Genomic DNA, 19556 nt, shown 5'->3' with positions numbered 1-19556 from the left:
AACGGGTGGCGAGATCTGTTGCGAGGCTCAGCTGGTGACCTGCGTGCTCCAGACCGGCCCGTCCGGGAAGCGGTGGGCGGCGACCGACGCGGGGTGCAGCTCGGCGCTGATGCCGGGGGCCGTCGGGGCGAGGTAGTGGCCGTCGTGGACGTGCACCGGGTCGGTGAAGTGCTCGTGCAGGTGGTCGACGTACTCGATGACGCGGTCCTCGGTGGTACCGCTGACGGCCACGAAGTCGAACATCGCCAGGTGCTGGACCATCTCGCACAGCCCGACACCGCCGGCGTGCGGGCAGACCGGCACACCGAACTTCGCGGCCAGCAACAGGATCGCGACGTTCTCGGTCACCCCGGCGGTACGGCTGGCGTCGAGCTGCAGGACGTCGATCGCCTCCAGCTGGAGCAGCTGCTTGAACATCACCTGGTTGTGCACGTGCTCCCCGGTGGCGACCTTCACCGGCGCGACGGCCCGCCGGATGGCGGCGTGGCCCAGCAGGTCGTCGGGTGAGGTTGGCTCCTCGATCCAGTACGGGTCGTACGGCGCGAGCGCGGCCATCCACTCGACCGCCTGCCGCACACTCCACGCCTGGTTGGCGTCGACGGCGATCTTGATGTCGGGACCGACCGCCTCGCGCGCCAGTCGCATGCGGCGCATGTCGTCGACGGCGTCGGCGCCGACCTTCAACTTGATCAGGGTGAACCCGTCGGCGACGGCCTGCCGCGACAGCCGCACGAGCTTCTCGTCGTCGTAGCCGAGCCAGCCGGGCGTGGTCGTGTAGGCGGGATATCCCTGGCGCACCAGATGAGCGGCGCGTGCGGCGCGACCGGGTTCGGCGCGCTGGAGGATGCCGAGGGCCTCGTCGCGGGTGAGCGCGTCCTCGAGGTAGCGGAAGTCGACGAGGTCGACCAGCTGCTCGGGCGTCATCTCGGAAAGCAGCTGCCACACGGGTTTCTGCTCCCGGCGCCCGTAGAGGTCCCAGACCGCGTTGACGATCGCGGCGGCGGCCATGTGGATGACGCCCTTCTCCGGGCCGAGCCAGCGCAGCTGGCTGTCGCCGGTCAGCCGCCGGGAGAAGGCGCCGAGATCGCCGAGCACGTCGTCCACGGACAGCCCGGTCACCAACGGCGCCAGCGCGCGCACTGCGGCGACCTCGACCTCGTTGCCGCGTCCCACCGTGAACGCGAGCCCGTAGCCCTCCGCGCCCTCGCTCGTGCGGATGACCACGTAGGCGGCCGAGTAGTCGGGCTCGGGGTTCATCGCGTCGGAACCGTCGAGCTCGCGTGAGGTGGGGAACCGCACGTCGACTGCCTCGACCTCGGTAATCAGCTCGGACATGGGATGGATTTATAGGGTGACGCGGTGTCCGCTGTCTATGGTCGACGGGCTGTTCGACACGAATTCGACGATATATCCTGCTGAAGGACCGTTCTTCGGCCGATGGGTTGCTGAAGATGACATCCCATCTCTCCGGCAGAGATGGGATGTGTTGCTACTCTGCGCGGATGTCACTGACCGACAAGGCCATCGAGCGCATCAGGGACCTGATCGGGTCGGGTGAGCTGCCGCCGGGCTCGAAGCTCCCTCCCGAGCAGCAGCTGGCGGCCGAGCTGGGCCTGTCCCGCAACCTGATGCGGGAGGCGGTCAAGGCGCTCGTGGTCGCGCGGGTGCTGGAGATCCGGCGCGGTGACGGCACCTACGTGACGAGCCTGGCCCCTGAGGTGCTGCTCAGCGGCATCTCCTCCGCGGTGGAACTGCTGCGCGGCGACACCCAGCTCGAGCTCACCGAGGTGCGCAGGCTGTTCGAACCGGTCGCGACGGGACTCGCCGCCACCCGCATCTCCGACCGCGAGCTCTTCGAGGTCGAACAGCACCTCAACGCGATGCGCGCGGCACGGGACGACGTCGAGCTGCTCAACGAACACGACGCCGCGTTCCACCGCGCGGTCGTCGCCGCCACCGGCAACGCCACGCTGACGACGTTGCTGGAGGGCATCTCCAGCCGCACGGTCCGGGCCAGGGTCTGGCGCGGACTGGTCGACGACAACGCCGCCAGCCGCACCCTGGCCGAGCACGAGGCGATCTTCCGTGCGCTGGCCGACCGGGACGCCGCGCTCGCGCAGGCCGCCGCTCTCGTGCACGTCAACACGACCGAGCGGTGGCTGCGCGAGCACGTGGGTCACGAGCCGCGCTGAGCCGTCGTCACAGGGACGGAGCGGCTCGTCCACCGCGGGCCGGTGCCGTCGTCAGGACGCCTTGGGGTCGTCCAGGTGCCAGACCTCTTGCATCGGCGACCACCAGCTGCCGGAGCCGCGCTCGGCCAGGGACTCCTGGCACGGGTCGGTGAGGGTCCACCAGCGTTGCGTCTCGGGGTCGGCGGCGATGCGGACCTGGTCGGCGTCGTGGTCGTCACCGATGTACTCGTAGTAACCGAAGAGCAGGTCGCCGTGCAGGAAGATGGTGAAGTTGCGCATGTTGGCGTCGAGCATCGTCTGTTCGACGGCGGGCCAGACCGCGGCGTGCAGCCGCAGGTACTCCTCGCGTCGCTCCGGGCGCAGCCGGACCACCATGCCGTAGCGCCGTGGACTGTCCATTGTGGTCTCCTCTGAAGTGCCGGCAGGGCGTCTGCAAGTACCACCAACCCTTGATCGAATCGCCCTCAACTACACCCAACCTGTTCGCTGTCCGCCGAACCAGGCGCGTCGAGAGCTGTTGGTAGTGGAAAAGTGCTTGTTGATGTTGAGTTGGTGGTACTTGCAGGCGCCATCAGGGGGCAGGCGTGGGTCGGTTGGCAGCCCGTTCAGGCGGTGACAGCGGTGCTTTCGGCGTCCACCTCGACCGCGTGCAGGCGGTGCCCTGCCCGTTCCGGCCGGATGTGCGAACCGCCGGACGTCGGGTGCGGGAGGAGGTGGGCCGACCCGGAGATCGCCTCCTCGTCGACGCGCACGCCCAGACCGGGGCTGTCGCCGAGCACGTAGGCCCCGTCCTCGACGTGCAGGTCGAGGGAGACGCCCACCGGCGGCCGGAGGTCCTGCAGTTCGCTGACCAGGTGGTTGGGCACCGACGTGGCGGCGTGCAGCAGACCGACCGGCGTGGTGCCGATGGGGCTGACGGGCAGGTCGTGGGCGTGCGCGAGGACCGCGACCCGCAGGAAGTGGGTGATGCCCCAGACCGCGGCGGTCTGGACGATGTCGACCGCGCCGGCGGCGATGAGCGGGCGGTGCTGCTCGAGCCCGGTGAGGTTCTCGCCGGTGGCGACCGAGGCGCGGATGCCGCGGCCCACCGTCGCGTGACCTTCCACGTCCCAGCGCCGGACCGGCTCCTCGATCCACGTCAGGTCGAGGGTGCGTTCCAGTTCGCCGACGTGACGAACGGCTTGCTTGCGCGTCCAGGTCTCGTTGACGTCGAGCATCAGGCCCGGCCGCGCCCCGTGGCCCGCCTCGGTGAGCACGTCGCGGACCAGGCAGAGGCGGTGCCGGTCCCGTTCGACGTCGAGACCTCCCTTGATCTTCGCCGCACGCAGCCCGTGGTCGGCGTAGTTCTGGTACACCGCGACGAACTCGTCGTCGTCCAGCGCGATGTCCAGACCCGAGGCGTAGGCGGGCACCGTGCGGTCGCGGCCGCCGAGCATCCGCCACAGCGGTTCTCCCGCCGCCTGCGCCTTGATGTCCCACAGCGCGGTGTCGAGGGCGCCGATGGTGCCGAACACCGCACCGGCGTGGCCCGCCTTGAACATCCGGCGCAGCATCCGGTCGTAGAGGGCGGTGACGCTCCTCGGGTCCTCGCCGTCGATGGCGGCGAAGACGCTCTCGATCTCCACGTGCGGTCCGAGACCGACACCGGTGATGCCGGCGTCGGTCTCGACGAGGACTATCGGGACCCGGACGAGGCCGTCGGGGTAGACGCCGTTGGCGTCGCCGACCGGACGGCCCCAGTCCTGGACCGTGGTGAGGGTCCGCAGACCAGTGATGCGCATGTCAGCCCTTCGTGGACCCGGCGGTGACCCCGTCGGCGATCTGGCGTTGCAGGAACAGGTAGACGACGAGGACGGGGATCGCGGCGATCAGCACGCCGGAGGCGAACGTGGGGATGTCGTCGGAGTACTGCCCGCGCAACGACGTCACGCCGACCATGAGCGTGCGGTGTTCGGCCGACGGCATCATCAGCAGCGAGATGAGCACGTCGTTCCAGCAGAACAGGGCGTTGAGCACGCCGACCGACAGCAGCGCGGGCGCGCCGATCGGCAGCATGATCCGCCAGTAGACCCCGTACACCGAGTTCCCGTCGATCCGCGCGGCCTCGATGATGTCCGGCGGCACGGTCGAGTAGTAGCTGGTCAACAGGAAGATCGTGAACGGCAGGAACTGCGCGACGTACGCGAGAACCAGCCCCGGATAGGTGTCGACGAGACCGCTGTCCGCCATGATCCGCGCCAGCGGAACCATGATCACCTGGAACGGGATGAACAACGCGGCGAGAATGCCGAGGAAGAGCGCGGAGGAGCCGCGGAAGCGCAGCCTGGCGAGCGCGAAGCCCGCCATCGACCCGAACAGCAACAGCAGCGCGACCGAGCAGGCCACGACGATCACCGAGTTCACGAAGTACCGCGACATCCCGACGCTCGTCCACGCCTTGACGACGTTGTCGAAGCTGAACGAGTCCGCCAGGGAGAACCGGTCGAGGACGTACTCGCGGCGGGTCTTCATGGCGACGTTCGTGGTGAACACCAGGGGGTAGATCGTGGCCAGCGCGAGCGCGGCCATCGGGATCGCGACGACCCACCTGGTCAGCCGGGTGCCGGACATCAGTCCTCCTTGCCCGCGCGCCGCAGGATGCCGATCTGGGCCAGTCCCACCACGAGCATGATCAGGAACAGCATCGTGGACGCCGCGGAGGCGAGCGCCGGTTGGTTCATCTGTCCCTGCTGGATCCAGACGTAGTACTCGGGCAGGTACGTCGACCCTTCCGGGCCACCGCTGGTCATCACGTACACCAGGCCGAACATCGACGTCAGCATGCCGATCATCGTGGTCACGAAGACGAACTGGATGGTCCGCGTCAGGCTGGGGATGACGACGTGCCAGATGGTCTGCGGCAGCGACGCACCGTCCACTTTGGCCGCGTCTAGGAGCGAGGAGTCGAGGGTGGCGAACCCGGCCAGGAAGACGACCAGCGCCATGCCGAACGTCGCCCAGACGTGCACGCCGACGACCGCGAAGATCGCCACGTCCGGATCGCCGAGCCAGTCGACCGGCCCGATGCCCAGACCGCCGAGCAGTGCGTTGAGCGGACCGTCGAACGCCAGCAACAGGTTGAAGATCGCGCCGACGATGACCGGTGACAGCACGGCGGGGAAGAAGTACACGCCGCGGTAGAGCCGGTGCCCCGGCACCTTCAGGAAGATGAACGTCGCGATCAGGCCGGGGATGGCCACCGCCACCGGGAGCAGCAGCACGAGCAGGCCGACGTTGCGCAACGCCGAGAGGAAGAGCGGATCGCCGAACAACGTCAGGTAGTTGGCGAGGCCGACCATCAGACCGTTGCTGGCACCGTCACCGGTGAAGGAGAAGTTGATCCCGAGCACCAGCGGCCACAGCCGCAGGCCCGCGATGATCAGGACGGCCGGTGCCAGGAAGACCAGTGGAGCCAGGCGTTCCGCCCGTGAGCCCTTCCGGTTGCGCCGCGCTCGCGCGATGCTGGCGGACCCCTCAGCGGACCCGGCGGCGGCCGAGTCCACTGAGGACAGCGAGGGTGCGGACACGCGGTCAGCCCGTCTTGTCGGAGGCGGCCAGTTGCTGCAGCACCTCGTCCACCGTGATCGAGCCGCTGAGCAACTGCTGGGAGAGACGTCCCATGAGGTCGATCGTCTTGGACGACAGCGCGACGTGCAGCGCGGGCTTGCCGTTCTTGACCTCGGAGACGATGGTCTTGACGGCCGGGCCGCCCGCGGCGGTGTCGATCGTGGTGTCGGACGCGATCGCGCCACCGTTCTCGTAGAACGCCTTGAGCGCGTCGGTCGAGGTCAGTGACCGCACCAGGTCCGAAGCCACCTTCGGGTCCTTGGTCCACTTCGCGACCGCGTAGCCGATGCCGCCGTCGAACGGCAGGCTCGGCTTCGCCGCGGAGTTGACCGCCGGTGCCACCATCACGCCGACCTTCTCCGGGGTGAGGAACTCGGCGAAGTCCTTCCAGTGCCCGACATCGGACATGAGGCCGATGACGTTGGCCGCCTTGCCCGAGTTGAAAGCCGCGAACGCGTCGTTGAACATCGCGGTGGAGTTGGCGCCGTCGGTGTTCAGCCCGCTGTCACCGGCCTGCTTCCACAGTTCGAAGATCTTCTTGACGCCGGGGGAGGACCAGTTCCGCTTGCCGGCGATCCAGTCGTCGTACTCCTGCGGGGTCAGCACCGCCGATCCCAGCGAGGACAACCAGAACTGGATGCCGATGCCCTCCTTGTTGCCCAGCGAGAAGCACTTCGTCCCGGTCTTCTGGGAGATGACGCCGCAGTCCCTGACGAAGTCGTCCCAGGTCTTGGCCGGAGCGTCGGGGTTGAGGCCGGCCTTCTGGTAGATGTCCTTGTTGTAGTAGATCGGGTGTCCCTGCAGGGTCACCGGTTCCGCGTAGACCTTGCCCGCCTTGGTGAACGCGTCCCAGCCGGCCAGTCGCTTCCGGTCGTCCGCGACGTAGTCGTCCAGCGGCGCGAGCGCGTCGGCCCGGTCGCGGATCTGCCCGCCACCGTTGAAGAGGATGACGTCGGGGCCCTTGCCGGACTGGATGGCCGCGCCCAGCAGCGTGTAGTACTGGTCGAACGGCTGGGCCACGAACTCGACCTTCACGCCGGGATGCTTCTTGGCGAAGTCGGCCTTGGCCTTCTCCACGTACGCGGCCGCTTTCGCGTCACCGGACTTCCAGTCCCAGACCACGAGCTTGTCCGTGGAACCGCCGGACGAGGTGCCCGGCCCGGCCGCGCTCCCGCAACCCGCTGTCAGCGTCAGTCCCACCACCAGGGCGGCAGACCAGAGTGTGCGCTGCTTCATTGCTGGCTCACTTCTTCAGACGGTGGCCGGGCGGCGAGCGGCCCGACGAAGTGTGCTGAACGTAATTCGTATGACGTATTACGTCAACGGCCGTTTGTCAGTACACTCGGCCGCACGCTCCGCCGCGCCGGCGTGGAGTCCAACCGGAGGAACGATGACGGCATCAGGCCAGCGACCGGGCGCGACTGCGCTCACCGCCCTGAACTGGGCGCGCCGGCCGGCGAACCTGGCCAGGGCGATCACCACCGAGCTCGTGGAACGGATCGTGCGCGGTGATCACCCTTCCGGCACGTCACTGCCGCCGGAGCCGGTGCTGTGCGAGACCTTCTCGGTGAGCAGGACCGTCATCCGCGAGGCGATGAAGGTCTTGCAGGAGAAGGGTTTGGTGCAGGTGCGTCAGGGCGCGGGCACCCTGGTGACCCCGCCGTCGATGTGGAACGTGCTCGACGAGCTCGTCCTCGGGGCGGTCGTCGCGGAGGACGAGACGCTGGGTGTCCTCGACGACCTGGTGGTCACCCGCCGGTTGCTCGAGTCGGACATGGCCCTGGTCGCCGCTCGTACCGCGGACCAGGACACCGTCGACTCGCTGCGCGCTGTCGTGGACCTCATGGACCAGCTGGTGGACGACCCCATCGCTTATCGCGAGCAGGACCGGGTCTTCCACGACACGATCATGCGGACGTCCGGCAACCGGATCGCCAGGGGTGTCGTGCGCGCACTGGAGAGTCAGGTCGTCAACACCGCCAGCTACATGGGCAGGACGGATCGCGAGCTGTGCGTGGCCTCGAACCGGGGACACCGCCGCATCTGCGAGCGGATCGCGGCGCAGGACCCCGACGGTGCCGCCGAGGCCATGTTCGCCCACATCACCGAGGCCTGGCTCGTGCGTCGCAGCGACGCGGGAGACCCGCACCGCCTGGAGCGGTAGCGCGCAAGCAATCGACCCCGGCGAGCAATCGATCTCGGCAAGCAATCGATCTCTGCACGGCACATCGACGAACGGAGCGGTCGGTCATGGGTGACTTCGACGGGCTGGTGGCTCTCGTCACCGGTGGTGGCTCCGGCATCGGCCGGAGCACGGCCGAGCTGTTGTTCAGCCTCGGCGCGCGGGTCGCCGTGCTCGACCTGGCGGCGGACGGCCTGCCGGAGGACATGTTGTTCGTGCGCGCGGACGTCACGGACGACCGGAGCGTCCGCGACGCCGTGGAGACGGCGGTCGAACACTTCGGCGGCCTTGACATCGTGGTGAACAACGCGGGGATCGGTGCGCAAGGCGACGTGGCCGCCGCGACCGACGACGAGTGGCTCAAAGTGTTGGACGTCAACGTGATCGGGATGGCCAGGGTGGCCCGCGCCTGCCTGCCGCACCTGCGGAAGTCCGGTGCGGCCGCCATCGTGAACACCGGCTCGATCGCGGGCACCGCTGGTCTGCCGCAGCGGGCGGTCTACTCGGCGAGCAAGGGCGCTGTGCACGCGTTCACGCGAGCGCTCGCCGCCGACCACATCCGGGAGGGCATCCGGGTGAACGCGGTCGCACCCGGCACCGCCGACACCCCGTGGGTGCGCAGGCTGCTCGACTCCGCGCCGGATCCGGTCGCCGAACGCGCCGCACTGGAGGCGAGGCAACCGCACGGCCGGTTGGTGAGCGCCGAGGAGATCGCCGGAGCGATCGCATATCTCGCCGGCCCGCTGTCGGGGTCGACCACCGGAACCGTGCTCGCCGTCGACGGCGGCATGGACGCGCTGCGGTTGCGTCCCCGTGGCTGACACCGTGAGCCGGCTGGGACTGGGCACCTCCCCGCTGGGCAACCTGTTCACCGAGGTGACCGACGACGAGGCGCGCGCCGTGGTCGACGCGGCGTGGGAGGCCGGTGTCCGGATCTTCGACACCGCCCCGCACTACGGGCTGGGACTGGCGGAACGCCGTCTCGGTGCGGCGTTGAAGGACCGGCCGCGCGACGAGTTCGTGTTGTCCACCAAGGTGGGGCGGCTGCTGGTGTCCGATCCGGACGGGGCTGGGCGGCTCGACGACGACGGCTTCGCGGTGCCGGCGACCTTCCGCCGGGTGTGGGACTTCAGCGCGGACGGGGTTCGGCGCAGCCTGGAGTCCTCGCTCGGCCGTCTCGGGCTCGACCGGGTCGACGTGGTCTACCTGCACGACCCGGACGACCACTGGGACCAGGCGGTCGGCGAGGCGATGCCCGCGCTCGTGGAGCTGCGCGAGCAGGGCGTGATCGGCGCGATCGGCGCCGGGATGAACCAGTGGCAGATGCTCGCTCGGTTCGTGCGAGAGTCCGATGTGGACAGTGTGCTGCTCGCCGGGCGCTACACCCTGCTGGAGCAGCCCGCGCTGGCGGAGTTCCTGCCGCTGTGCGCCGAGCGCGGGGTGGAGGTGCTCGCTGCCGGAGTGTTCAACTCGGGTCTGCTGGCCCGGCAGGACGTGCCGGACGACGTCACCTACGACTACCGGACCGCACCCGCGGACGTGCTCGGCCGCGCCCGGCGGATCGCCGCGGTCTGTGCGCGGCACGGCACGACGTTGCCGGCCGCCGCGCTGTGGTTCCCCTTCGGGCATCCGGCGGTGACGGGTGTGGTCATCGGTGCCCGCGCCGAGGCCGAGGTCCATGCGAACGTCGCAGCGCTCTCGGCACCCCTTCCGCCCGAGCTGTGGGCGGAGCTGCGGGACGAGGGACTGCTCGACGCCGGCGTACCAACCCCTTGACCCAGCACGGCTTTCGGTTCAGCACGGTTTCGGTTCAGAACGGAGTGAGGAACGGCAATGCGACTGCTGCGAGTGGGCGATCCCGGCACCGAGGTTCCCGCGGTGCTGGACGAGGCCGGTCAAGCGCGCGACCTGCGTCCCTTGACGAGTCAGATCGACGGCGACTTCCTGGCCGACGGCGGCGTGGCGCGGGTGCGCGACGCTCTGGCGGGTCTGCCGGAACTGGACGTCACCGGGCTGCGGATCGGGTCGCCTGTCGCCCGTCCCGGTGCCCTGGTGTGCATCGGGCTCAACTACTCCGACCACGCGGCCGAGACCTCCGCGGAACCGCCCAGCGAGCCCGTGGTGTTCATGAAGAACACCAACACGGTCGTCGGCCCGAACGACACCGTGCTGGTGCCCAGGAAGAGCGTGAAGACCGACTACGAGGTGGAGCTGGCCGTCGTGCTGGGTGCCACCGCTCGCTACCTGGAGAGCCCGGACGACGCGGCGGCGGTGATCGCCGGCTACGCGATCTCCAACGACGTCAGCGAGCGCGAGTTCCAGATCGAGCGCGGCGGCCAGTGGACCAAGGGCAAGTCGTGCGAGACGTTCAGCCCGTTGGGGCCGTGGCTGGTCACCACCGACGAGGTCGGCGACCCGCAGGCACTCGGCCTGAGGCTGAGCGTCAACGGTGAGGTCCGGCAGGACGGCAACACCAAGAACATGCTCTTCGGTGTTCACCACGTCATCTGGTACCTCAGCCAGTTCATGGTCCTCGAACCCGGTGACGTGGTGAACACGGGCACGCCGGCTGGTGTGGCGCTCGGCGTCAACGACTTCGAATACCTGCGTGAGGGTGACACCGTGGAGCTCGCCATCGACCGGCTGGGCGTCCAGCGGCAGCGGATCGGGCAGGCATGACCGCGCAGCGCCGGATCGACGCGCACCACCACCTGTGGGACCTCTCCGCCCGGCCGCAGGAGTGGCTGGACGAGCCGGACGCGAAGCCGATCCGGCGCGACTTCGGGCCCGCGGACCTGCGTGCGGTGACCGGACCGGCAGGCGTGGACGCCACGGTGCTGGTCCAGGTGCTCAACGACATCGACGAGACCGCGGACTTCCTCGCCCTGGCAGGGGAGTCCGACCTGATCGCGGGGGTCGTCGGCTGGGTCGACCTCACCGCGCCCGACGTCGCCGAGCAGCTGGACCGGTTGCGTGAGGGGCCCGGCGGCGACCGGCTGGTGGCCATCCGCCACCTGGTGCAGTCCGAGCCGGACGCGGACTGGCTGATGCGTCCGGACGTGGTGGCCGGGCTGCGCGCGGTGCGGGACGCCGGACTCGCCTACGACGTGCTGACCCGGCCGCACCAGCTGCCGGCGGCGGTGATGGCGGTGCGTGCGGTGCCGGACATGGTGTTCGTGCTGGACCATCTGTCCAAACCGGACATCGCCGCTGGGCGGCTCGAGCCGTGGGCGACCCATCTGGCGGCGTTGGCCGCGGAACCGAACGTGGTCGCCAAGATATCGGGCCTGGTGACCGAAGTCGGTCCGCAGTGGACGGTCGAGCGGCTGCGGTCGTACGTCGGCATCGCGCTGGAGGTGTTCGGCCCGCGCCGGCTGATGGCTGGCTCCGACTGGCCCGTATGCCTGCTCGCGGCCTCCTACGACGAGGTCTTCGACGCCACCGCGCAGCTGTGCGAGGGACTCTCCGCCGCCGAGCGCGACCAGGTCTTCGGTGACACGGCCGCCCGCGTCTACCGGTTGGGGGCGCGGTGATGGACACGGTTCGGCTGGCCTACGGCGAGACGGGCCTGGACCTGCGCGTCGATCCGGCCGTGACCACGGTCGTGACTCCGAGGCACCACAAGGTTTCCGAGCCGCCGCGGGACGTGCTGCGCAGGGCGTTGCGCGTCCCGGTCGCGGGTCCGCCGCTGCGGGAGCGCGTGCGCCGCGGCCAGACCGTGGCCATCTCGGCCTGCGACGGCACGCGTCCGCAGCCGCGGCACCTGATGATCCCGGCGATCCTGGAGGAGCTCGACGGATTGGTCGACCTCGCGGACGTCGTGGTGCTGGTCGCGACCGGCACGCACCGCGGCAACACCGAGGCCGAGCTCCGCGAGATGTTCGGCGACGAGGTGGTCGACACGGTGCGGATCGTCAACCACGACGCCCGTGACCGCGTCAGCCTGACCTGGCTCGGCGAGTTCGGCGCGGGCGTGCCGGTGTGGCTGAACAGCGAGTGGGTCGCCGCGGACGTGCGCATCACCACCGGTTTCGTCGAACCGCACTTCTTCGCAGGGTTCTCCGGCGGCCCGAAGCTGGTCGCGCCCGGCCTCGCCGCGCTGGAAACGGTGCTGGTGCTGCACGACGCGCACCGGATCGGGCACCCGCGGGCGACGTGGGGCAACATCGAGGGCAACCCGGTGCACGACGACGTGCGCGCCATCGCGGCCGCAACCGGTGTGACGTACGGGTTCGACGTGGTGCTGAACCAGAACAAGGAGGTCGTCGCCGCGTTCGGCGGTGACCTGCTCGCGATGCACGCGGAGGCCGTGCACACCGCCCGTGAGGTCGCGATGCAGCCGGTGCCCCAGCTGTTCGACGTGGTGGTGACCACCAACTCCGGCCATCCGCTGGACCAGAACCTCTACCAGTCGGTGAAGGGCATGTCCGCCGCCTACCAGGTGGTGAAGCCGGGCGGCACGATCGTCTGCGCGGCCGAGTGCCGCGACGGTTTCCCCGACCACGGTTCGTACCGCTCGGTGCTGGCCTCCGCGGACTCGCCCGCCGCGTTGTTCGCGGACATCTCGGCGCGCACGGTCACCGTGCCGGACCAGTGGCAGGTGCAGATCCAGGCCCGCATCCAGGCGGCTTGCCGGGTGGTCATGCACACCTCTTACCTCAGCGACGCCGAACTGGCCACGGCACACCTGGAACAGACTTCGGACATCTCTCGGACAGTGGCGGACGCGCTGGCCGCAGCCGGACCCGGCGCTCGCCTGTGCGTGCTGCCCGAGGGCCCGCAGACGATCCCGTACGTGACCGGAGCACGGCGGTGAACGTGCTGGTGTGCCTGGACAAGTTCCGGGGCTCGCTCACCGCCGCACAAGCCTGCGCCGCGGTCGCCACCGGAGTGGTCGCCGCCGGCGGCAGCGCCGTCTCGATCCCGGTCGCCGATGGCGGCGAGGGCACCCTGGCCGCCCTGCCCGGCTACCGCGAAGTCGAGGTCGGCGTCACCGGTCCCACCGGACGCCCGGTGCGCGCCACGTTCGCCGTGCGCGGCACCCGCGCGGTGATCGAGATGGCCCAGGCGAGCGGCCTGGACCTGATGCCAGGCCGGCTGGCGCCACTCGTGGCCGACAGCCACGGCACCGGTGAACTGATCCGCGCCGCCCTGGACCACGGCTGCCTGGACATCTTCCTGGCGGTGGGCGGCAGCGCTACCACCGACGGCGGTGCGGGCCTGCTGCGAGCCCTGGGCGCCCGCATCACCGACGCCCGCGGCACCCCGGTAGGCCCAGGCGGCGCCGCCCTGACCACCGCCACCCGCATCGATCTGTCCTCTTTGGACTTCCGATTGCGGATGGCTCGGATGACCTTGGTGTCCGATGTGGACAACCCACTGACCGGACCCTCCGGCGCCGCCACGATGTTCGGCCCGCAAAAGGGCGCCTCACCGCGCGACGTGGAGGTCCTGGAACGCGGCCTGCGCCAGTTCGCCGCGATCGTGGCCGACGAGACGGGCCACGACCTCCGCGACTCCGCAGGCGCCGGCGCGGCAGGCGGCGCCGGCTTCGCGGCACTGTCCGCCCTCGGCGCCCGACGCGTGTCGGGCGCGGAGTTCGTCCTCGGCGAGGCTGGCCTCGAGGAGGCCCTCCGCGACGCCTCGCTGGTAGTGGTCGGCGAAGGCTGCTTCGACGAACAGAGCCTGCGCGGCAAGGCCCCCGTAGGCGTGGCCGCAGCCGCCCGGCGCCACGGCGTCCCGGTCGCCTTGGTGGCCGGCGACGTCCGCCTCCCCACAGACCGCCTGCGCGACCTCGGCGTGGTGGCCACCTGGTCACTGCTGTCCCGCGCCGGCGGCCTGGACGCCGCGATGGCCCGCGCCTCCACGCTCTTGACGGAGATCGGCCGCGAACTGGCCGGCGCAGTCACGCGAGGAGGCGTGTCATGACCGACGCGGTCGACCTCGGCTTCGCCCGCGTGGACGTCGCCCGCGAATCCCGCCAGGGACTGCCCGAGGTCATCTACGGCCCCGGCAAAACGGCGGCCGAGATCGCCTCGATCGCCCGCACGTTGTTGCGGCACAACGACGGTCCGGTGCTGGCCACCCGCGTGGACCCCGCCACGGCCGCCGCCGTCCTGTCCGCGGTGGAGGACCGCCCAGCTGCCGACCTAACCGCCGTTCCGCACGGCACTCACAGCGCCCGTGACGCCTCCGGCACTCATGGCGTCCGCGGCACCTACGACTCCCCGGCCAGGTTGCTCGTCTGGCGCCCCGCCGCGCCGATCGGCTTCACCGTGGTCGTCGCCGCCGCAGGCACCGCCGACCAACCCGTGGCCCGCGAGGCAGCCGCCATCGCCACCGCGGTGGGCCTCACCGTCACCACCGTCACCGACGTGGGCGTAGCAGGCCTGCACCGCCTCCTAGCCGAACAGGAACGCCTGCGCGCCGCCGACACCGTCATCGTCGTGGCCGGGATGGAAGGCGCCCTCGCCAGTGCCGTCGGCGGCCTCGTCGCCTGTCCGGTGGTCGCCGTGCCCACCTCCACCGGGTACGGCGCCGGCCTGGAGGGCATCACCGCCCTGCTGGCCATGCACGCCTCGTGCGCCGCCGGGATCACCGTGGTCAACATCGACTCCGGGTTCGGCGCGGCCATGGCGGCGTTTCGCCTCTCCCGCGTCACCCGCAGGAGCACCGCATGACCCGCCGGAGCACCGCATGAGCCCCCGGAGCGCGCGATGAGCCGTGTCTGCGTCATCTCGCCGTTCACCGGCCTCGCCGGCGACATGCTGCTGGCCGCCCTCGTCGACGCGGGCGCACCGCTGGAAGCCGTCCGCGTCGCTGTCACCGACACCGGCCTGACCGGCTGGGACCTCGCCGTCACGCGGGTCGTCACCCACGGCCTCACCGCCGGCCGGGCCGAGGTCTCGGTGTCCGACGACGCCACGAGCCGCAAGGCGGGCGAGCTGATCGAGATGGCCGGCCGCGTCAGAGACCGTGCGGTGGCGGACGTCGCGATCAGGGCGTTGCGGGCCATCGCGGAGGTCGAAGGCCGGTTGCACGGCGAGGATCCCGACGAGGTGCACCTGCACGAGCTCGGCGGCCACGACACCCTCGTGGACGTGGTCGGGGTCGCGGCTGCCGTGCACGCCCTCGGCATCCGCACTGTCCACTGTGAACCGTTGCCGCTCGGCAGCGGCACCGTTCGCACGGCCCACGGCACGCTGCCCTGCCCGGCGCCGGCGACCGCAAAGCTGTTGAACGGCGCGATGGTCACCGGGACGTCGTTGCGCGGCGAGACCGTCACGCCGACGGCCGCCGCGCTGCTGCGTGCGCTGGACGCCGACTACCGCCTGCCGCCGCTGATGCGGTTGTGTGCCACCGGGTACGGCGCGGGTACGCGGATGCTGTCCGATCGGCCCAACGTCGCGGTCGTGCGGATCGGCGAGGTGGAGACCTCGAACACGAGAGACCTCGTCGTGCTGGAGACCAACCTCGACGACGTCACCGGCGAGGTCCTCGGGTACGTCGTCGCGCACCTGCTCGACCGCGGCGCCCTCGACAGCTGGATCACCCCCGCCGTGATGAAGAAGGGGCGGCCGGCGCACGTCCTGCACGCCCTGGTGGCTCCCGAGGTCGCCGACGAGATCGAGCGGTTGATCCTCGCCGAGACCGGATCCCTTGGCGTGCGGCGGACCACCGTGAGGCGCACCGCGGCGGACCGCACCACGGATGTTGTGCACGTCCACGGCATGCCGGTGCGCCGCAAACACGGTCCGCACCACGGCAAGCCCGAGTACGACGACGCGATCGCGGTGGCGCGGCAGACGGGGTTGCCGTTGAGGACCGTGCTGGCGATGGCGGCGGAACCGGAGGAGGAACGTTGACGCACATCATCGCCGCACGGCTGGTGGCACGGCTGGCCGCGATCGGGCCGCTCGCCGTCGCGTTCTCCGGCGGCGCGGACTCCGCCCTCGTGCTCGCCGCCGCCGTGCGAGCCTCCGGACCCGGTGCGGTCCTCGCGGTCACCGCGAACTCGGCCAGTCTCGCGGCCGCCGAACTGGCGCACGCCACGGCCTTCGCGCAGAGCCTCGGCGTGCGGCACCTCGCGCCCGCGACCTCCGAACTGGACAACCCCCAGTACGCCGCGAACGGCCGGGACCGTTGCTACTTCTGCAAGTCCACGGTCCTGGACGCCATCACGGCGGTCGCGCGGGAACACGGCCTGCAGTCGGTGGCGACCGGCACGAACGCCGACGACGCGCGGGACCCGTTCCGCCCCGGCATCCGGGCGGGCGACGAGATCGGCGTGCACACCCCGTTGCGGGACCTCGGGATGAGCAAGGCCGACGTCCGCGCGGTGAGCCGCCTCTGGGATCTGTCCACCTGGGACAAACCGGCGATGCCGTGCCTGGCGAGCCGGGTGCGGTACGGCCTCGCGATCACCCCGGCGCGGCTGGCCAGGGTGGAGCGCGCGGAGGTGGCGGTCCGCGCGTGGCTCGCGGACGCCGGCATCACGAGCCGGGACCTGCGGGTCCGCGACCTCGGCGAGGTCGGACGGGTCGAGCTCGACCCGAAACTGGCCGACCGGCCGGAGATCCGGGCCGGGCTGGCCGAGGTGGTGCGCCGGGCGGGGTTCGGCGGCGCCGAGCTGACCGGGTTCCGCTCAGGGGCGCTCAACCACGAGTGAACGCCCAACCACAAGCCGGTCGACCAGGTCGTACCAGCCCGCTTCGATCCGCTCCAGCGACATGCCGTGGACGCGCATGAGGTGGTCCACGAGCACGACGTCCACGGACGACAGCAGCGTGTGGGCCAGCAGTTCCGCGTCGGCGTCCGGGAGGGCCGCCCGCACCAGCGCCGCGACGTGGGTGTGGCGCAGCCGCTTGGGCGGAACCTCGAACCGCCGGCCGGGACCGGGCTCCGCGGCCAGGTAGAGGTCGAGGCTGGCGTGTTCGTGCCGCAGCAGGGCCGGTCCGAACTCCCTCAGCCGCGTCACCGGCCCGGCATCGGGACCCAGCGGCGGCGGGCCGCTGATGAACGCCTCCTGGAACCGCTGCTCCACGTGGTCCAGCAGGGCCTGGAGCAGTCCGTTGCGGTCGCCGAAACGCCGGGACACCGTGCCTTTGCCGACCCCGGCAGCGGCGGCCACGGTCTCCATCGTGATGGCGGCGGCGCCGTGCTCGGCCGCCAGCCGGGCCGCCGCCTCCAGCAGCCGGGCCCGATTGCGCACCGCGTCCGCACGCAGGTGTGTTTCGGTGCCGGCGAGGGGCAGGTGTGTGCCGTCGATCACCTTCGCAGCCTAACCCGGAAGATAAACGGGCCGCGTCCCGTTTAAGTGGAGGACCGTTTCACCGCAGCCTTCACCGGGAGTACGCAATGGCCGTCCGCATCCTCACCCTCGTCGGCAGCCTCCGTGCCGGATCGCACAACCGCAGGCTCGCCGAAGCCGCGGTCCAGATCGCGCCGGACCACGTCGAGGTCGGCGTGTTCGACGGACTGGACACCGTGCCGTTCTACAACGAGGACATCGACGCCGAGGGCAGCGTTCCCGCCGCCGCGGCCAGGCTGCGCGAGGCCGCTGTCGACGCCGACGCCCTGTTGCTGGTCTCGCCCGAGTACAACGGCACCATTCCCGCGGTGCTGAAGAACGCCATCGACTGGCTGTCGCGTCCCTACGGCGCGGGTGCCCTGTCCGGCAAGCCGGTCGCCGTCGTCGGCACCGCGTTCGGCCAGTACGGCGGCGTGTGGGCCCAGGACGAGGCCCGCAAGGCCGTCGGCATCGCCGGTGGCGCGGTCGCCGAGGACCTGACGCTGTCGATCCCCGCCTCGGTGGTGCGCTTCGCCGACCTCCACCCGGTCGACGACCCCGAGGTCACCGAGAAGCTGACCGTGGTCATCGAGGGCCTGGCCGCCCGCACCACCGCCACCGTCTGACACCAGGGAGAACACCCCGGCCGCGGTGCCCGCACAGCACCGCGGCCGAGGCTGTCAGGTGGTGCAGGCCGCCTTGTTGAGCGTGACGGCCGAGGGAGCGCTTGCCGTGCCGTTGGCGGTGAAACCGAGCGACACCGCCGCTCCCGCACCCAGAGACGGGCTGTGGGACGGCGCCGTCACGGTGACCGTGGCACCGGTCTGACTGAAGGTGCCGTTCCAGCCGTTGGAGATGGTGACCCCGCTCGGCAGCGTGAAGACGACGGACCACGGATTGGCGGCGCTCGTCCCGGTGTTGGTGACGGTCAGCGCGCCCTGGAAGCCGCCCTGCCACGAGTTGTCCAGCTTCCAGGCCGACTTGCACCCGCCCGTGCCGCCGCCACCCGTGGTGGTGGTGGTCGTCGTCGGGCCGGGACCTCCGCCGGCGGGCGGGATGAGGTAGGGCTGCAGGATGTTCTGCTTCGCCTGGTTGACCGTGGTCCAGTCGTCGCCGACGATGCCGCCGGTGTCACCGGAGTTGGGGTTCCACGACCAGTAGGTGAACGAGATGCCGTTGACGCCGGTCCCGGTGTAGGCCATCAGGTTCTCCAGCCACACCTTGTCGACCGGGTTGGCCAGCGTGGTGCCGAACTCGCCCATCATCAGCGGCGCGATGTTCTGCTTGTACAGGTAACCCCAGTACTTGTCCCAGATCGCCGGCATGTTCGCCGGATAGTTGGGAGCGCTGAACCACGGCTGGTTGTAGACCGACGTGGCGTACTCGTGCGGGGAGTAGACCAGCCGGTTGGCGACGGACAGGCGCACCGGGAACTGGCCCGCCTTCGACAGGTTCCCGCCCCACCAGCCGCAGTCCTCGTCGTTGGACGGGTCGCCGTCCCACACGTTCGACAGCCCGCCGCTCGGGCAGCTCACGCCCTCCACGAAGATCAGCCAGTTCGGCTGCACACCCAGGATCGCGTTGCCCGCGCGTTCGGCGGCCAGCCGCCAGTCGCGGGCGGTGTCGCCGCAACCCCAGCACGAACCGGTCGCGGCCGGGTTGGTGCCCTCGGCGTGCGGCTCGTTGTGCAGGTCGGCGCCGATCACCGTGGTGTTGCCCGCGTAGCGCTGGGCGAGCATCTTCCAGTCGTTGATCCAGGTGCTCTCCGGGACACCCGCCGTGTACCAGAGGGCGCTCTGACCCGCGCTGGTCGGCCGGTGCCGGTCGAGGATGACGCGCATCCCCTTCTGGCCCACGTAGTCGATCACCTTGTCCAGGATCTGCAACGGGGACAGCCCCACCAGGTCGGGATTGGTGTAGTCGTTGATGCCGGTGGCCCTGGCGTCGGGCTTCAGCGAGTCGTTGGAGAACGGGACGCGCAGGGTGTTGTAGCCCAGCTGCGCCATGTGGTCGAGCTGCTGGCGCCACGTCACGCTGGCCCACAGACCGTGGAAGGTCTTGTTGTCGGTCTCCATCCCGAACCAATTGATGCCGGTCAGCCGGACCGTCGCGCCGGTGCTGTCCAGGATCTTGTTCCCGCTGGTGTGCAGGTACCCGGTGCCCGTGCCGCCCGCCGCCGCCACTGCCGCGACCTGGCCGGTCGTGCCGATGGCGACCACTGCGCTCGCGGCTGTCATAGCCGCGAGCAGCGCGCCAAGAACCTTGTTCCGCCGCTTCATCCGCTCTC

Annotated in this window: 20 protein-coding genes; 12 read left to right on the top strand and 8 right to left on the bottom strand. The window is 70.5% G+C overall.

Features of this window, described 5'->3' with window-relative positions; translation table 11 throughout:
• Nucleotides 1-27: 27 nt before the first annotated feature.
• Nucleotides 28-1335, bottom strand: coding sequence for an enolase C-terminal domain-like protein (locus ACWGE0_RS23205; RefSeq protein ID WP_452262987.1), 1308 nt, complete (start codon nt 1333-1335; stop codon nt 28-30).
• A gap of 167 nt (nt 1336-1502) precedes the next feature.
• Between ACWGE0_RS23205 and ACWGE0_RS23200 the strand changes: the two genes are divergently transcribed.
• Entirely contained in the window at nt 1503-2192 is a 690-nt protein-coding gene (locus tag ACWGE0_RS23200; protein ID WP_452262986.1) for a FadR/GntR family transcriptional regulator, read from the top strand.
• Between the two features lie 51 nt (nt 2193-2243).
• Here ACWGE0_RS23200 and ACWGE0_RS23195 read toward each other — a convergent pair whose 3' ends face one another.
• The 5 genes from ACWGE0_RS23195 to ACWGE0_RS23175 form a co-directional block, all read right to left on the bottom strand.
• Nucleotides 2244-2591 (bottom strand): L-rhamnose mutarotase, encoded by a 348-nt coding sequence (locus tag ACWGE0_RS23195; RefSeq protein ID WP_452262985.1) that lies wholly within the window; start codon nt 2589-2591, stop codon nt 2244-2246.
• A gap of 206 nt (nt 2592-2797) precedes the next feature.
• Nucleotides 2798-3973 (bottom strand): mandelate racemase/muconate lactonizing enzyme family protein, encoded by a 1176-nt coding sequence (locus tag ACWGE0_RS23190; protein ID WP_452262984.1) that lies wholly within the window; start codon nt 3971-3973, stop codon nt 2798-2800.
• A 1-nt stretch (nt 3974) separates the two neighbouring features.
• On the bottom strand, nt 3975-4802 hold the full coding sequence (locus ACWGE0_RS23185; RefSeq protein WP_452262983.1) for a carbohydrate ABC transporter permease: 828 nt from the start codon (nt 4800-4802) through the stop codon (nt 3975-3977).
• Nucleotides 4802-5758 carry a carbohydrate ABC transporter permease gene (locus ACWGE0_RS23180; protein ID WP_452262982.1) on the bottom strand — a complete coding sequence of 319 codons (957 nt, stop codon included), beginning with the start codon at nt 5756-5758 and terminating at the stop codon, nt 4802-4804. Before ACWGE0_RS23180 ends, ACWGE0_RS23185 begins: the two co-directional genes overlap by 1 nt.
• Before the next feature lie 4 nt (nt 5759-5762).
• Entirely contained in the window at nt 5763-7034 is a 1272-nt protein-coding gene (locus ACWGE0_RS23175; protein WP_452262981.1) for an ABC transporter substrate-binding protein, read from the bottom strand.
• A 154-nt stretch (nt 7035-7188) separates the two neighbouring features.
• Between ACWGE0_RS23175 and ACWGE0_RS23170 the strand changes: the two genes are divergently transcribed.
• From ACWGE0_RS23170 to larE, 10 genes are all read left to right on the top strand, one after another.
• Nucleotides 7189-7962 (top strand): FadR/GntR family transcriptional regulator, encoded by a 774-nt coding sequence (locus ACWGE0_RS23170; protein ID WP_452262980.1) that lies wholly within the window; start codon nt 7189-7191, stop codon nt 7960-7962.
• An 86-nt stretch (nt 7963-8048) separates the two neighbouring features.
• A complete protein-coding gene (locus tag ACWGE0_RS23165) occupies nt 8049-8801 on the top strand; it encodes an SDR family NAD(P)-dependent oxidoreductase (protein WP_452262979.1) in 753 nt (250 codons plus the stop codon).
• Nucleotides 8794-9756: an aldo/keto reductase gene (locus ACWGE0_RS23160; RefSeq protein ID WP_452262978.1), complete on the top strand. Its 963-nt coding sequence runs from the start codon at nt 8794-8796 to the stop codon at nt 9754-9756. Before ACWGE0_RS23165 ends, ACWGE0_RS23160 begins: the two co-directional genes overlap by 8 nt.
• Nucleotides 9757-9813: 57 nt before the next feature.
• The gene (locus ACWGE0_RS23155; protein WP_452262977.1) at nt 9814-10659 is read left to right on the top strand and encodes a fumarylacetoacetate hydrolase family protein; all 846 of its coding nucleotides are present in this window, start codon (nt 9814-9816) and stop codon (nt 10657-10659) included.
• Nucleotides 10656-11513: an amidohydrolase family protein gene (locus ACWGE0_RS23150; RefSeq protein ID WP_452262976.1), complete on the top strand. Its 858-nt coding sequence runs from the start codon at nt 10656-10658 to the stop codon at nt 11511-11513. Before ACWGE0_RS23155 ends, ACWGE0_RS23150 begins: the two co-directional genes overlap by 4 nt.
• On the top strand, nt 11513-12796 hold the full coding sequence (gene larA / locus ACWGE0_RS23145) for a nickel-dependent lactate racemase (protein WP_452262975.1): 1284 nt from the start codon (nt 11513-11515) through the stop codon (nt 12794-12796). The genes ACWGE0_RS23150 and larA overlap by 1 nt, the downstream gene beginning before the upstream one ends.
• The gene (locus ACWGE0_RS23140; protein ID WP_452262974.1) at nt 12793-13908 is read left to right on the top strand and encodes a glycerate kinase; all 1116 of its coding nucleotides are present in this window, start codon (nt 12793-12795) and stop codon (nt 13906-13908) included. The genes larA and ACWGE0_RS23140 overlap by 4 nt, the downstream gene beginning before the upstream one ends.
• On the top strand, nt 13905-14660 hold the full coding sequence (gene larB / locus ACWGE0_RS23135) for a nickel pincer cofactor biosynthesis protein LarB (RefSeq protein ID WP_452262973.1): 756 nt from the start codon (nt 13905-13907) through the stop codon (nt 14658-14660). The genes ACWGE0_RS23140 and larB overlap by 4 nt, the downstream gene beginning before the upstream one ends.
• Nucleotides 14661-14696: 36 nt before the next feature.
• A complete protein-coding gene (gene larC, locus ACWGE0_RS23130) occupies nt 14697-15845 on the top strand; it encodes a nickel pincer cofactor biosynthesis protein LarC (protein WP_452262972.1) in 1149 nt (382 codons plus the stop codon).
• Entirely contained in the window at nt 15842-16648 is an 807-nt protein-coding gene (gene larE, locus ACWGE0_RS23125; RefSeq protein ID WP_452262971.1) for an ATP-dependent sacrificial sulfur transferase LarE, read from the top strand. The genes larC and larE overlap by 4 nt, the downstream gene beginning before the upstream one ends.
• On the opposite strand, the gene ACWGE0_RS23120 is transcribed toward larE, so the two are convergent.
• A complete protein-coding gene (locus tag ACWGE0_RS23120) occupies nt 16625-17251 on the bottom strand; it encodes a TetR/AcrR family transcriptional regulator (protein WP_452262970.1) in 627 nt (208 codons plus the stop codon). The genes larE and ACWGE0_RS23120 overlap by 24 nt on opposite strands.
• Nucleotides 17252-17337: 86 nt before the next feature.
• On the opposite strand from ACWGE0_RS23120, the gene ACWGE0_RS23115 reads away from it, so the two are divergent.
• The gene (locus ACWGE0_RS23115) at nt 17338-17895 is read left to right on the top strand and encodes an NAD(P)H-dependent oxidoreductase (protein ID WP_452262969.1); all 558 of its coding nucleotides are present in this window, start codon (nt 17338-17340) and stop codon (nt 17893-17895) included.
• A 54-nt stretch (nt 17896-17949) separates the two neighbouring features.
• Here ACWGE0_RS23115 and ACWGE0_RS23110 read toward each other — a convergent pair whose 3' ends face one another.
• Nucleotides 17950-19548, bottom strand: coding sequence for a cellulase family glycosylhydrolase (locus tag ACWGE0_RS23110; protein ID WP_452262968.1), 1599 nt, complete (start codon nt 19546-19548; stop codon nt 17950-17952).
• Between the last annotated feature and the right edge of the window lie 8 nt (nt 19549-19556).

The organism is Lentzea sp. NPDC054927, from assembly GCF_053610285.1.
The sequence above is the reverse complement of the archived record's forward strand: the minus strand, read 5'-3'. Positions and strand labels throughout refer to the sequence as shown.

Bases quoted from the DNA above. Each gene is read 5' to 3' on its own strand.
- ACWGE0_RS23200 (WP_452262986.1), top strand. From the start codon at position 1,503: ATGTCACTGACCGACAAGGCCATCGAGCGCATCAGGGACCTGATCGGG.
- ACWGE0_RS23175 (WP_452262981.1), bottom strand. From the start codon at position 7,034: ATGAAGCAGCGCACACTCTGGTCTGCCGCCCTGGTGGTGGGACTGACG.
- ACWGE0_RS23155 (WP_452262977.1), top strand. From the start codon at position 9,814: ATGCGACTGCTGCGAGTGGGCGATCCCGGCACCGAGGTTCCCGCGGTG.
- larB (WP_452262973.1), top strand. From the start codon at position 13,905: ATGACCGACGCGGTCGACCTCGGCTTCGCCCGCGTGGACGTCGCCCGC.
- larA (WP_452262975.1), top strand. From the start codon at position 11,513: ATGGACACGGTTCGGCTGGCCTACGGCGAGACGGGCCTGGACCTGCGC.
- ACWGE0_RS23110 (WP_452262968.1), bottom strand. From the start codon at position 19,548: ATGAAGCGGCGGAACAAGGTTCTTGGCGCGCTGCTCGCGGCTATGACA.
- ACWGE0_RS23195 (WP_452262985.1), bottom strand. From the start codon at position 2,591: ATGGACAGTCCACGGCGCTACGGCATGGTGGTCCGGCTGCGCCCGGAG.
- ACWGE0_RS23205 (WP_452262987.1), bottom strand. From the start codon at position 1,335: ATGTCCGAGCTGATTACCGAGGTCGAGGCAGTCGACGTGCGGTTCCCC.
- larC (WP_452262972.1), top strand. From the start codon at position 14,697: ATGAGCCGTGTCTGCGTCATCTCGCCGTTCACCGGCCTCGCCGGCGAC.
- ACWGE0_RS23185 (WP_452262983.1), bottom strand. From the start codon at position 4,802: ATGTCCGGCACCCGGCTGACCAGGTGGGTCGTCGCGATCCCGATGGCC.
- ACWGE0_RS23190 (WP_452262984.1), bottom strand. From the start codon at position 3,973: ATGCGCATCACTGGTCTGCGGACCCTCACCACGGTCCAGGACTGGGGC.
- ACWGE0_RS23115 (WP_452262969.1), top strand. From the start codon at position 17,338: ATGGCCGTCCGCATCCTCACCCTCGTCGGCAGCCTCCGTGCCGGATCG.
- ACWGE0_RS23170 (WP_452262980.1), top strand. From the start codon at position 7,189: ATGACGGCATCAGGCCAGCGACCGGGCGCGACTGCGCTCACCGCCCTG.
- ACWGE0_RS23150 (WP_452262976.1), top strand. From the start codon at position 10,656: ATGACCGCGCAGCGCCGGATCGACGCGCACCACCACCTGTGGGACCTC.
- ACWGE0_RS23165 (WP_452262979.1), top strand. From the start codon at position 8,049: ATGGGTGACTTCGACGGGCTGGTGGCTCTCGTCACCGGTGGTGGCTCC.